16 protein-coding genes are annotated in these 13229 nt (G+C 57.7%); all 16 read left to right on the top strand.

What is annotated here, in order from left to right:
- Positions 1–25 precede the first annotated feature (25 nt).
- Positions 26–919: a helix-hairpin-helix domain-containing protein gene (locus ABMC88_RS11475; RefSeq protein WP_500812341.1), complete on the top strand. Its 894-nt coding sequence runs from the start codon at positions 26–28 to the stop codon at positions 917–919.
- Positions 920–935: 16 nt separating this feature from the next.
- Positions 936–1160 (top strand): DUF5337 family protein, encoded by a 225-nt coding sequence (locus tag ABMC88_RS11480; RefSeq protein WP_349577026.1) that lies wholly within the window; start codon positions 936–938, stop codon positions 1158–1160.
- A 5-nt stretch (positions 1161–1165) separates the two neighbouring features.
- Entirely contained in the window at positions 1166–2464 is a 1299-nt protein-coding gene (nuoF, locus tag ABMC88_RS11485; protein WP_349577027.1) for an NADH-quinone oxidoreductase subunit NuoF, read from the top strand.
- A 3-nt stretch (positions 2465–2467) separates the two neighbouring features.
- Positions 2468–2878, top strand: coding sequence for an MAPEG family protein (locus tag ABMC88_RS11490; RefSeq protein ID WP_349577028.1), 411 nt, complete (start codon positions 2468–2470; stop codon positions 2876–2878).
- A 28-nt stretch (positions 2879–2906) separates the two neighbouring features.
- Positions 2907–3146 carry a hypothetical protein gene (locus ABMC88_RS11495; RefSeq protein WP_349577029.1) on the top strand — a complete coding sequence of 80 codons (240 nt, stop codon included), beginning with the start codon at positions 2907–2909 and terminating at the stop codon, positions 3144–3146.
- A 93-nt stretch (positions 3147–3239) separates the two neighbouring features.
- Entirely contained in the window at positions 3240–3572 is a 333-nt protein-coding gene (locus tag ABMC88_RS11500; RefSeq protein ID WP_349577030.1) for a hypothetical protein, read from the top strand.
- 91 nt (positions 3573–3663) lie between these two features.
- Entirely contained in the window at positions 3664–4065 is a 402-nt protein-coding gene (locus ABMC88_RS11505; RefSeq protein ID WP_349577031.1) for a DUF5333 domain-containing protein, read from the top strand.
- A gap of 4 nt (positions 4066–4069) precedes the next feature.
- A complete protein-coding gene (gene nuoG, locus ABMC88_RS11510) occupies positions 4070–6085 on the top strand; it encodes an NADH-quinone oxidoreductase subunit NuoG (RefSeq protein ID WP_349577032.1) in 2016 nt (671 codons plus the stop codon).
- 23 nt (positions 6086–6108) lie between these two features.
- Complete coding sequence (locus ABMC88_RS11515; protein WP_349577146.1) at positions 6109–6465, top strand: YNQ4 family lipoprotein; 357 nt, start codon at positions 6109–6111, stop codon at positions 6463–6465.
- Positions 6466–6471: 6 nt separating this feature from the next.
- The gene (gene nuoH, locus ABMC88_RS11520) at positions 6472–7512 is read left to right on the top strand and encodes an NADH-quinone oxidoreductase subunit NuoH (RefSeq protein WP_349577033.1); all 1041 of its coding nucleotides are present in this window, start codon (positions 6472–6474) and stop codon (positions 7510–7512) included.
- Position 7513: 1 nt separating this feature from the next.
- Positions 7514–8008, top strand: coding sequence for an NADH-quinone oxidoreductase subunit NuoI (nuoI, locus tag ABMC88_RS11525; protein ID WP_349577034.1), 495 nt, complete (start codon positions 7514–7516; stop codon positions 8006–8008).
- Positions 8005–8436, top strand: coding sequence for a carboxymuconolactone decarboxylase family protein (locus tag ABMC88_RS11530; protein ID WP_349577035.1), 432 nt, complete (start codon positions 8005–8007; stop codon positions 8434–8436). Before nuoI ends, ABMC88_RS11530 begins: the two co-directional genes overlap by 4 nt.
- Positions 8433–9035 (top strand): NADH-quinone oxidoreductase subunit J, encoded by a 603-nt coding sequence (locus ABMC88_RS11535; protein ID WP_349577036.1) that lies wholly within the window; start codon positions 8433–8435, stop codon positions 9033–9035. The genes ABMC88_RS11530 and ABMC88_RS11535 overlap by 4 nt, the downstream gene beginning before the upstream one ends.
- Positions 9036–9242: 207 nt before the next feature.
- A complete protein-coding gene (gene nuoK, locus ABMC88_RS11540; RefSeq protein WP_187428658.1) occupies positions 9243–9548 on the top strand; it encodes an NADH-quinone oxidoreductase subunit NuoK in 306 nt (101 codons plus the stop codon).
- Between the two features lie 4 nt (positions 9549–9552).
- Positions 9553–11667 carry an NADH-quinone oxidoreductase subunit L gene (nuoL, locus tag ABMC88_RS11545; protein ID WP_349577038.1) on the top strand — a complete coding sequence of 705 codons (2115 nt, stop codon included), beginning with the start codon at positions 9553–9555 and terminating at the stop codon, positions 11665–11667.
- Positions 11667–13229, top strand: coding sequence for an NADH-quinone oxidoreductase subunit M (locus ABMC88_RS11550; protein ID WP_349577039.1), 1563 nt, complete (start codon positions 11667–11669; stop codon positions 13227–13229). Before nuoL ends, ABMC88_RS11550 begins: the two co-directional genes overlap by 1 nt.

Consider the following 13229-nt stretch of genomic DNA (forward strand, 5'->3'; position numbering starts at 1 on the left):
AGTCGATTTGGGGGATAGGTAAGACATGCCGTTGGAAACGAATAACAAAGAGTGCACGACGACGTGCTGGGGCATTGCCGCGCTTGTTGGTTTCGTGTCGATGGTCATGTTGTATGCTTTCGCCGGTTTCGGCGTGATAAAGGCGATCCTTTTGGGCGGTTTGTTAGGGGCGGTCTTGGGACTGTTGCTGATCATGACGGTCTGCCGCACCCAGACGGCGGCCGATGATCTGGCGGCGGATGACAAGCCCACAACGCCAGATGCAGCGGAAGAGACAAACGCGGCGCATGTGTCGGCCTCGCAAGGGGGTACTTCATCGACGGTCGACGCCTCTGCCTCCACCACGGCAACAGCCGACGCGACATCATCTGCTGCCTCCACAACGGCAGCAGCCGACGCGACGACATCCGCTGCCGCGAGCACGGCACCGTCAGTTGGGTTCACCATACAGCCCTCCAAACCGCTTAAAGGTCAGGAAGAACTGGCCGCCCGTAAGGGGGAGTGGAAGTACAAGGCCCCTGTGAACGATACCGTAAAGACGGCGCCCGCTGCCAAGGTGAAGCCAACCGCCAAACCTGCTGCGTCAAAAGCGGCCCCTAAGGCCAAGCCAGCCGCCAAGGCGAAAGCCGCCAAGGCTGGTGACGACGCGGCGCCCGCAATTTTGCTGAGTGCTGCGCGCCCCGAAGGGCCGGACGATCTGAAACGGATCAGCGGCGTTGGTCCCAAGGCAGAGCAGACTTTGAACAATCTGGGCATTTATCACTTTGACCAGATCGCAAAGTTCAAGAAGAAAGACATCGCGTGGGTCGATGCGCGCTTGCGTTTCAAGGGGCGGATCGAACGGGATGACTGGATGTCTCAGGCCAAGATTTTGGCCAAGGGCGGCGAGACTGAGTTCTCGAAAAAGAAAAAGAGCTGAAGGGTAGGGGCTGTTCGTGGCAGGTAACGACGACAAACTGTCACGGGACGGACGGCGCCTTGCTTTGGTAAGTGTTGCCGCGGCGTTTACCTTTATCGGGGTAGAATTCGCGGGGGCCACCCTGGGGTGGTCAAACCAGACAATGGGCCTGTTGGAGCTTGGCGTAGCTGCCGTGTTTCTGTGGGTCTTTATACAAGCATACCGGATGTGGCGCGCGCGTCAGTCCGGACAAGACGGGTAAGCACCATGTTGCAGGACAAAGACCGGATTTTCACCAACATCTACGGCATGCATGATCGCACGCTGAAGGGCGCGCAGCAGCGTGGCCATTGGGATGGGACAGCGGCGATCATCAAAAAGGGACGCGACTGGATCATCGACGAGATGAAAGCCTCCGGCCTGCGCGGCCGTGGCGGTGCGGGTTTCCCGACCGGCCTGAAATGGTCTTTCATGCCCAAAGAATCCGATGGCCGCCCCAGCTATCTGGTGGTGAACGCCGACGAATCCGAGCCGGGCACATGCAAGGACCGCGAGATCATGCGCCACGATCCGCACACGCTGATCGAGGGCTGCTTGATCGCGTCTTTCGCGATGAACGCCAACGCCTGTTACATCTACATTCGCGGCGAATACATCCGCGAAAAAGAAGCGCTGCAAGCTGCGATTGACGAGGCCTATGACGCAGGCTTGGTCGGCAAGAACGCGGCCAAGTCGGGCTGGGACTTCGATATTTACCTGCACCACGGGGCGGGCGCCTATATCTGCGGCGAAGAAACCGCGCTGTTGGAAAGCCTTGAGGGCAAAAAGGGTATGCCGCGCATGAAGCCGCCGTTCCCTGCAGGTGCGGGCCTTTATGGCTGCCCGACCACGGTGAACAACGTGGAATCCATTGCCGTTGTGCCCACGATCCTGCGCCGTGGCGGCAGCTGGTTTGCAGGCTTTGGTCGCCCCAACAATGCGGGCACCAAGCTGTTTGCGATCTCGGGCCACGTTAACAACCCTTGTGTCGTAGAAGAAGCGATGAGCATCTCGTTCGAGGAGCTGATCGAGAAGCATTGCGGCGGTATTCGCGGCGGCTGGGACAATCTGAAGGCCGTGATTCCGGGTGGGTCCTCGGTGCCGATGGTGCCGGGTGCCGCGATGCGTGATGCGACGATGGACTTTGACTATCTGCGCAACGAATTGCAGTCGGGCCTTGGCACGGCGGCGGTGATTGTCATGGACAAACAGACGGATGTGATCAAAGCGATCTGGCGTCTTGCCAAGTTCTACAAACACGAATCTTGCGGCCAATGTACGCCGTGCCGCGAAGGCACGGGTTGGATGATGCGCGTCATGGACCGCTTGGTCAAAGGCGATGCAGAGCCCGAAGAGATCGACATGCTGCTGGACGTGACCAAACAGGTTGAAGGGCACACGATCTGTGCGCTTGGCGATGCGGCGGCCTGGCCGATCCAGGGCTTGATCCGTCACTTCCGTGGCGACATCGAAGAGCGTATTGCGCACAAGCGCGGCGGCTCCCCAACTCCTGTAGCGGCGGAATAAGCCATGGAAATTTTTGAACCCTACTCACACTCCATCGCCGTCTTGGCGCTGTGGGGGCTGATGGTGCAGGTCCTCGTCATGCTCACAATGAAGGGCCGCACAGACGAAGACCGTGCGATTTGTGGCAATATCATCCGCGACTATAGCAACCCTGTGTATCGCCAGTCGCGGGCCTTTTGGAACGCGATGGAAATTTCGCCGCTTTTTGTGACCGGTACAATTGCGTGTATCCTTTCGGGTGCTGATCCGCTACGCGTGAACATCCTGACGTCGGTCTTTTTGGTCGCAAGGATTGTCATGGCTTTTGTCCACATCAAGACCGAAAACCAAAAGCTGCGCTCGCTTACTTTTATGGTTGGTTGGGTCGCGGCGCTTGCGCTGGGGATCACGGGTTTTGTGAACGCGGTTTTGTAATCGCGCTGCCGCAACCAGGGACGCATTGATGGGTTTTTTCCGAAATATTCTGGACGGGCTGCTCAGCTTTGTGGCGTTTCTTCTGACGGTTGCTGCCTTTGGCGCGCCTGCTTGGGCGACTTATGCGGCGGTGACTTACGGGTTGGTCACGGCATGGATCTATGTGCCGACGGTGGGCATGTTGTACGTCGGGGCCAATCTGGCCATCGCATTTTTGCGCAAGGCGTTGGACGGGGTATCCCCCTTGCGGACGCGCAAACGCAGCTGATGCACGAAGCGCTGGCCCTGCGGGCAAAATTGCGCAATAACAGGCGCCAAGCGTTCTACAAATAGCCGCAGGCAAACTGCGCAGGAGACGGTGATGAGATTTTTGATTGGGCTTGGCCTATGTGCTGCACTTCTGGCGGGGTGTACCTCGTCCGAGGATCGTCAGTACTTTGACGGCCAATTGTACAATGCAAAGCTGCGCAAGGTTGATCGCAAGATGGACCAGTTCCAGGTCACCGTGCGGCCTGTGTCAAAATCCCTTCTGGGGGCGCGTGAGGCGGGCCGCTATGAGGCGACATCCTATTGCATCAACCTGCTTGGCAGTTCCGACATCATCTGGACCGAAGGCCCCGATGTGGAAGAGGGCGCGCTGACCATCGACAAAGATACGCTTGTTTTGCAAGGGCGTTGCCGCGATGCGCGGTAGCTGTACGGGGCAGTGATATTGCATAACAAGGGGCCAAATCACCACATGCACTCAGGGGGCAAAACCCCCAAAAGCATTTGAGGAGAGTAACATGCGTAAAGTCATCCTAAGCCTGAGCATCCTTGCCCTGTCGGCAGGGGCGGTCGCCGCAAAACCCAAGTTGCGCGATGTGCCACGTATCGACGACGCCGTTTTTGATGTGGCCGTTGCAGACCGCATCCGGAAAAAATGTCCCAGCATCAATCCCCGCGTGGTCAAAGCCTACGCACTGTACCGCGAGACCCGCAAACACGCCCGTAGCCTTGGCTATACCGACGACGAGATCGAAGCCTACGGTGACTCGGACGCGGAGAAAGCGCGGATGCGTGCAAAAGGCGAAGCATATTTGCGCGCCCAAGGGGTTGTCGCGGGGGACGCCCAAAGCTATTGCGCGGTAGGGCGCAAAGAGATTCAAAAAGCGAGCCGCATCGGCTCATTGCTGAAAGAAAAGTGACACCATGAGCGACATTCGCAAGATCATCATCGACGGGAACGAAGTTGAGGCCGAAGGGGCGATGACGCTCATTCAGGCGTGTGAGCAGGCGGGCGTGGAAGTGCCGCGCTTTTGCTATCACGAACGGCTGACGATTGCGGGCAATTGCCGGATGTGTCTTGTCGAGGTTGTGGGCGGCCCGCCCAAGCCTGCGGCCTCTTGCGCGATGCAGGTCCGCGATCTGCGCCCCGGTCCCGAAGGCCAGCCGCCTGTTGTGAAAACCAACAGCCCGATGGTTAAAAAGGCCCGCGAGGGCGTGATGGAATTCCTGCTCATCAACCACCCGCTTGATTGCCCGATCTGCGATCAGGGTGGTGAGTGTGACTTGCAAGATCAGGCGATGGCCTACGGCGTTGATTTCTCGCGCTACCGCGAGCCAAAGCGCGCGACCGAAGACCTTGATCTGGGGCCATTGGTTGAAACCCACATGACGCGCTGCATTTCCTGCACCCGCTGTGTGCGCTTTACCACCGAGGTGGCTGGCATCACGCAGATGGGCCAGACGGGCCGTGGCGAAGATGCCGAGATTACCGCCTATTTGGGTGAGACGCTGGACAGCAACCTGCAAGGCAACATCATTGATCTGTGCCCCGTGGGCGCGCTGGTCTCCAAGCCTTATGCCTTCACCGCCCGCCCGTGGGAGCTCAACAAAACCGAGAGCATCGACGTGATGGACGCCCTTGGCTCCAACATCCGCGTCGATACCAAAGGCCGCGAAGTCATGCGCTTCTTGCCGCGCAACCATGACGGCGTGAACGAGGAATGGATTTCCGACAAGACGCGCTTTGTCTGGGACGGCCTGCGCAAGCAGCGTTTGGACACGCCCTACATCCGTGAGAACGGCAAGCTGCGCAAAGCCGACTGGCCCGAGGCGCTGGCCGCTGCGGCTGCGGCGATGAAGGGCAAAAAGCTGGGCGGTCTGGTCGGTGATCTTGCGTCGGTCGAGGCGGCCTTTGCTTTGAAGCAATTGATCGAGGGGCAGGGCGGTGTTGTTGAATGCCGCACCGATGGCGCCAAGCTGCCTGCGGGCAACCGTGCAGGCTATGCAGGTACCGCGACCATCGAAGATATTGATAGCGCGGAATCGATCATGCTGATCGGCACAAACCCCGCCGTTGAAGCACCCGTGCTGAACGCCCGTCTGCGCAAGGCCTGGACACGCGGTGCAGGCATCGGGGTTATCGGCCCGAAGGTCGATCTGACCTATGAGACCATGCACATTGGCGACAGCTTGAACGTGATGGGTGATCTGCTCAAACGCGATCATGCGGAGGTGGCTGAAAAGCAATCGTTGATCATCATCGGCATGGGCGCATTGGCCCGCGAAGATGGCGCGGCGGTTCTGGGCGCTGCGATGGCGCTGGCCGAAAGCACCAAGTCCAAGTTCATGGTGCTGCATACCGCCGCTGGCCGCGTCGGCGCGATGGATGTGGGGGCTACGTCTGAAAACGGCATCGCGGACGTGCTTGCCGCCGAGGTGATTTATAACCTTGGCGCCGATGAAGGCGACATTCCCGCAGGTCCGTTCGTAATCTACCAAGGGTCGCACGGCGACCGTGGGGCGCACCGCGCCGACCTCATCCTGCCTGCCGCGGCCTATACCGAAGAGGGCGGGCTGTTTGTGAACACCGAAGGCCGTCCGCAACTGGCCCTGCGTGCGGGCTTTGCGCCCGGTCAGGCCAAGGAGAACTGGGCCATCCTGCGTGCGCTAAGCGCCGAGTTGGACGCGACATTGCCATTCGATTCGCTGGCCTCGCTGCGCACAGCGCTGGTTGCGGCGCATCCGCATCTGGGCGCTGTTGACCACGTGGCTGAGAACGAATGGGTATTGGCACCGGCGGGCAAGATCTCGGACGCGCCTGTGTCCTATGCCATCGCTGATTTCTACCTCAGCAACCCGATCGCCCGCGCCTCTAGCCTGATGGCGGAATTGTCGGCAAATGCCGCTGCCCGCCGGACGGAGGCAATGGCGGCAGAGTGAAACATCTGGGCTGGATAGGGCTGATGGCGCTTGCCGCCTGTGAGCCTGCCACGCCAACAGCCGAGGATTTCATCCCTGAATACAAAGGGGTGGAGACCGTGCTGCTGGATGGTGATCTGGTGCAGTTTAATGTTGCGATGACCAAGGCGCAGGCGCCTGATAATGTCGCGTCCTATGCTGAATGTGCTGCGGCGCAATATACCTTGATACGTGGCTATGGATTTGCACGTCATGTTAGGACAAATGTGGCAATTGAGGGTGGCATTTGGCGGGCCGATGCTGTTTACACGATCTCGCCAAGCCTGCCGAAAGGCTTGAAGACTATTGATGCTGAAGTTGTTACAGAAAACTGTCGCAACAAAGGCATACCTACGGTGTGAGGACCTATGGCTGACTTCTTTTTTAACACCACGGCGGGAATGATTCTGCTGATTATCGGACAGATTTTCCTGGTGGTGATTCCACTGTTGGTGGCGCTGGCGTTCCTCATGTACTTGGACCGCAAGATCTGGGCGAGCGTTCAGCTGCGGCGCGGCCCGAACGTGGTGGGGGTCTATGGCCTGCTCCAGTCGTTTGCGGATTTCGGGAAATACATCGTCAAAGAGGTTGTCGTGCCTGCGGGTGCCGACCGTCCTGTGTTCTTTATGGCCCCGATGGTGACGCTGGTGATGTCGCTGATCGCTTGGGCGGTGATCCCGTTCAACGATGGTTGGGTTTTGTCGGACATCAACGTGGCGATCCTGTTTGTTTTCGCGGTCTCCTCGCTTGAGGTGTACGGCGTGATCATGGGCGGCTGGGCCTCGAACTCGAAATATCCGTTCCTTGGCTCGCTGCGCTCTGCGGCGCAGATGATCTCTTATGAGGTCTCGATCGGTCTGATCATCATCGGTGTGATCATCTCGACCGGCTCAATGAACTTTAGCGGCATCGTCGCGGCGCAAGACGGCAACTTTGGTTTGCTGAACTGGTATTGGCTGCCGCACTTCCCGATGTTGATCCTGTTCTTCATCAGCGCTTTGGCCGAAACCAACCGCCCGCCGTTCGACCTTCCCGAGGCCGAATCGGAATTGGTTGCGGGTTATCAGGTTGAGTATTCATCGACGCCATTCCTGCTGTTCATGATTGGTGAACTGGTGGCCGTGGTGCTGATGTGCGCGCTGATCTCGCTTATGTTCTTTGGCGGCTGGTTGTCACCCATCCCGGGTCTTCCCGATGGTATCTTCTGGATGATTGCCAAAATGGGCCTCGTGTTCTTCTTCTTCTCGCTGATCAAGGCGATCACACCGCGCTACCGCTATGACCAATTGATGCGTCTGGGCTGGAAGGTATTCCTGCCGTTCTCACTCTTCTGGGTTGTGTTTGTGGCCTTCGCGGCGAAATTCGAATGGTTCTGGGGCGTCTATGCACGCTACACCGTAGGGGGCTGATATGAGTACGACTGACTATACCCGCCACGCAAAATACTTCCTGTTGCAGGATTTCTACCAAGGCATGAAGCTGGGCATCAAATATATGTTCAAGCCGAAGGCGACGCTAAACTACCCGCATGAGAAGGGGCCACTGAGCCCGCGTTTCCGCGGCGAACATGCGCTGCGCCGTTATGCCAATGGCGAAGAGCGTTGCATCGCGTGTAAATTGTGTGAAGCTGTCTGTCCCGCGCAAGCGATCACCATCGACGCCGAACCGCGCGACGATGGCAGCCGCCGCACCACACGCTATGACATCGACATGACCAAATGCATCTACTGCGGTTTCTGTCAGGAAGCCTGCCCCGTGGATGCGATTGTCGAAGGGCCGAACTTCGAGTTCTCGACCGAGACACGCGAAGAGCTGTATTACGACAAGTCGAAGCTTCTTGAGAACGGCGACCGCTGGGAAGCCGAGATTGCGCGCAACCTCGAGATGGATGCGCCTTACCGATGAGCAACACAAATCCTTGGGAAGATATGATGCGACAGGCGCAGGAAATGGCAAAGACCTTTCCGGCGATGGACGCGTTCACGCCCGAAGGGTTTGAAAAGATGGCGGGTGTCATGTCCAAAGACATGATGGAGACGTTCTTTGGCAAGACTTACAATGCAGATGGTCTCGATGCCAAAACGCGGCTGCTGCTGACCTTGGCAGGGTTGACCATGCAAGGTGCGCAAAACGAAGCTGCGTTGCGCCAGACTGTGCGCCACGCTGTCGAAGCAGGCGCCCACAAGCAAGAAATTATCGAGACGATTGGCCAGATGGCTCTGTTTGCGGGCATTCCTGCCATGCAGCGCGCCACACAAATTGCGCAGCCCGTGTTGGACGAAATGTCGGATGGGACGAAGGCTGGGGCCCAGACTAAGGAAGGTGACGCATGAGCGTTTTTTCATTCTATCTCTTTGCAGTATGCGTGATCACAGGGGGGCTGTTCACCGTGATCAGCCGCAATCCTGTACACTCCGTCTTGTGGTTGATCCTGTCGTTCTTGTCGGCTGCGGGTCTGTTCGTGCTGCTGGGGGCTGAATTTGTCGCCATGCTGCTGATCATTGTCTATGTCGGCGCGGTTGCGGTGCTTTTCTTGTTTGTGGTCATGATGTTGGACGTCGACTTTGCCGAGCTCAAGGCCGAGATGGCCAAGTATCTGCCACTGGCACTGCTGATCGGCGTTATTATCCTGATGCAGTTCGTTATGGCCTTTGGCGTCTGGGACGCAAACGAAGCGTCTGCGGGTTTGCGTCAGCAAGTGATCGATGCGGATGTGCCAAATGCAAACGCGCTTGGGCTGATCCTGTATGACCAGTATTTCCTGTTGTTCCAACTTTCTGGTCTGATCCTGTTGGTTGCGATGATCGGTGCGATTGTGCTGACCCTGCGCCACCGCGGTGATGTGAAACGACAGGATGTGGTTGCGCAGATGATGCGCGATCCGGCCAAATCCATGGACCTGCACGACGTAAAGCCGGGCCAGGGCCTGTAAAGTTTAGTGTTCCGCGTCCGTCCGGGCGCGGAATTTTCGAAAATTCCGATCCGTTTTCTTCCAAAGAAAACGGCTACCGGATGACAGAGTACCGCAAGCCAGCAGCGCCATGACGCGTTGATGTCTTGTGAAACACGGCACGATGGGCTCGCCACCAGTGCCAAGACTACCGCCCCCAAAATGTGGGGGAGAATTTGAGGGACGACCATGATCGGACTGGAACACTATCTGACAGTAGCGGCGACGCTGTTTGTCATCGGCATCTTTGGCCTTTTCCTGAATCGCAAGAACATCATCATTCTGTTGATGAGCATCGAATTGATGCTGCTTGCCGTTAACATCAATCTGGTAGCCTTCTCCAGCTTCCTTGGCGATCTGGTGGGGCAGGTGTTCACGCTTTTCGTCCTTACGGTTGCGGCTGCCGAGGCTGCGATTGGTCTGGCCATTCTGGTCTGTTTCTTCCGGAACCGCGGCACTATCGCCGTGGAAGACGTCAACGTGATGAAGGGGTAGAGACATGGAAATTACGCTTCTCTTCGCCCCGCTGGTTTGTTCGCTGATCTGCGGCTTTGGCTGGAAAATTATCGGTGAAACAGCGGCTTGCTGGATCGCCACGGGCGGTTTGTTCCTTGCGGCTTTGTTGTCGTGGATCACCTTTCTGACCTTTGATGGCACGACCGAGACCATCCAGATCCTGCGCTTTATCGAAAGCGGGTCACTCAGCACCGATTGGTCGATCCGCATGGACCGTCTGACCGCGATCATGCTGATCGTGATCACTACCGTGTCCAGCCTCGTGCATCTGTATTCCTTTGGCTACATGGCCCACGACGATCACTTTGCCGAGGGCGTCAGCTATAAACCGCGCTTCTTTGCTTACCTGTCGTTCTTTACCTTTGCGATGTTGATGCTGGTGACTTCTGACAACCTTGTGCAGATGTTCTTTGGCTGGGAAGGGGTGGGCGTTGCGTCGTACCTGTTGATCGGCTTCTACTACAAAAAGCCGTCCGCCAACGCCGCCGCGATTAAGGCTTTTGTCGTCAACCGTGTGGGTGACTTCGGCTTTGCGCTGGGTATCTTCGCGCTGTTCCTGCTGACCGACAGCATCAACTTCGACGACATCTTTGCCGCCGCGCCTCAGCTGGCCGAGACGACGCTCAGCTTCCTGTGGACCGAGTGGAACGCGGCCAATCTGATTGCCTTCCTGCTGTTCATCGGTGCGATGGGTAAATCGGCGCAGCTGTTCTTGCACACCTGGCTGCCCGACGCGATGGAGGGGCCGACGCCTGTGTCTGCGCTGATCCACGCGGCGACCATGGTTACCGCCGGTGTATTCCTTGTCTGCCGCATGTCGCCCTTGATGGAATTCGCGCCCGAGGCAATGGTCTTTGTCACCGTTCTTGGGGCGACAACTGCTTTTGTCGCGGCCACCATCGGTTTGGTTCAGACCGACATCAAACGCGTCATCGCTTACTCCACCATGTCGCAGCTGGGCTATATGTTCGTTGCCGCAGGTGTTGGGATGTATTCGGCGGCGATGTTCCACCTGTTCACCCACGCGTTCTTTAAGGCGATGTTGTTCCTTGGCGCGGGCTCGGTCATTCACGCGATGCACCATGAGCAGGACATGACCAACTATGGCGGTCTGCGTAAGAAAATCCCATACACCTTCTGGGCGATGATGATCGGCACGCTGGCGATCACAGGCGTGGGTATTCCGGTCTGGATCATCACCTTGGGTGAAATTCCGATTGGCTTCGCGGGCTTCCAGTCAAAAGATGCAATCGTGGAAAGCGCCTTTGCTGCGGGCTCCATGTACGGGTTCTGGATGCTGATTATCGCGGCCATGTTCACCAGCTTCTACAGCTGGCGGCTGATGTTCCTCACCTTCTACGGTGAGGCGCGCGGCGACAAACACACGCATGAGCACGCGCATGAAAGCCCGATGGTCATGTTGCTGCCACTTGGTGTCTTGGCGCTTGGGGCCGCACTGGCCGGTATGGTCTGGTACAGCTCGTTCTTCGGGCACACCGATCAGGTCGCGAAGTTCTACGGCATCCCTTACGCCGAAGAAGCCGCCAACGGTGACGACAAAGTCGACGGTGCCGAAGACGGCCATGGCGGTGATGCAGATCACGGCGGCAAGGCCGAGCATCACTATATGTTTGCGGGCCAGCCGGGTGAGGGGGCGTTGTACATCGCGCCCGACAACACGCTGCTGGATGACGCCCACAAGGTGCCGTACTGGGTAAAGACCTCGCCGTTTATCGCAATGCTGATCGGCTTCTTCTTTGCGTGGCTGTTCTATATCAAGAACCCGTCACTGCCCGGTCGTTTGGCGACGAACCAAAGACACCTGTATCAGTTCTTGCTGAACAAATGGTACTTTGACGAGCTTTATAACTTTGTCTTCGTCGGCCCCGCCAAAGCAATCGGCCGCTTCTTGTGGAAGCGCGGCGATGGCAATGTGATCGATGGCGGTCTGAACGGGCTGGCCATGGGGATCATCCCTTTCTTCACCCGCCTCGCTGGTAAGGCGCAATCGGGTTATATCTTTACTTATGCCTTCGCCATGGTGATCGGCATCGCTGTCCTCGTCACATGGATGACGATGAGCGGAGGAGCAAACTGATGGAAAATAACTTGCTGTCCATCGTGACCTTCATGCCCGCGTTTGCGGCGCTGATCCTCGCGGTTTTCCTGCGCGGAGAGGACGAGGCCGCGCAGCGTAATGCCAAATGGCTGGCGCTGATCACGACCTCGGTGACCTTCATCGTGTCGATCTTCCTTTATATGGAGTTCGATCCCTCTAACACGGGCTTCCAGCTGCTGAACGAAGCAGACTGGCTGTTGGGCCTGAAATACCGCCTTGGCGTTGACGGGATTTCGATCCTGTTTGTTATGCTGACGACATTCATGATGCCGCTGGTGATCGCTGCATCATGGGACGTGAACACGCGCGTCAAAGAATACATGATCGCGTTTCTGGTGCTTGAGACGCTGATGATCGGCGTGTTTGTCTCGCTCGATCTGATCCTGTTCTACCTGTTCTTCGAGGCGAGCCTGATCCCGATGTTCCTGATTATCGGCATCTGGGGTGGGGCGAACCGCATCTACGCGAGCTTCAAGTTCTTCCTGTATACTTTCTTCGGTTCGGTCCTGATGCTGATCGCAATGGTGGCGATGTTTGCGGATGCGGGCACCACATGTATCGGTGGCTGCGACGTGAGCCTGCTGACCCATACGTTCGGCTCTGAATCGTTCAGCGTGATGGGCGTGCAGGTGATCGGGGGCATGCAAACGCTTATGTTCTTGGCCTTCTTTGCCAGCTTCGCCGTGAAGATGCCGATGTGGCCTGTGCACACATGGCTGCCAGATGCGCACGTTCAGGCGCCTACGGCAGGCTCTGTCGTGCTGGCGGCGATCCTTTTGAAAATGGGCGGCTACGGCTTCCTGCGCTTCTCACTGCCGATGTTCCCTGTCGGCGCCGAGGTGATTGGCCCGATGATCCTGTGGATGTCCGCGATTGCGATTGTTTATACCTCGCTGGTGGCGCTGGTGCAGGATGATATGAAAAAGCTGATTGCTTATTCATCGGTAGCACACATGGGGTTTGTGACCATGGGCATCTTTTCGACCAATCAGCAGGGGCTGGATGGGGCGATCTTCCAGATGATCAGCCACGGGTTTATCTCGGGTGCGCTGTTCCTTGCGGTTGGCGTGATCTACGACCGGATGCACACGCGGGAGATCGACGCATACGGCGGTCTGGTGAACCGGATGCCGATCTATGCGCTGCTGTTCATGCTGTTTACGATGGCGAACGTGGGCCTACCGGGCACCTCCGGCTTTGTCGGTGAATTCCTGACGCTGATGGCTGTGTTCCAGGTGAACACTTGGGTGGCCTTTGTGGCGACGACGGGTGTGATCTTCTCGGCGGCTTATGCGCTGTGGCTGTACCGCCGCGTGATCATGGGCGACCTGATCAAGGAAAGCCTGAAGGCCATCACCGATATGACCGCCCGCGAGAAATGGATTTTCGCGCCGCTGGTGGTGATGACGCTGCTGCTCGGGGTTTACCCCGCACTGATACTGGATGTGATCGGGCCGTCTGTTGCGGCTTTGGTTGAGAATTATGACACGGCTGTGGCCGCAGCGGACGCAGCAATGCAATCCGCTGAATCCTCGAACTGA

Source organism: Sulfitobacter aquimarinus (genome assembly GCF_040149565.1).
GTDB classification, from domain to species: Bacteria; Pseudomonadota; Alphaproteobacteria; order Rhodobacterales; family Rhodobacteraceae; genus Sulfitobacter; species Sulfitobacter aquimarinus.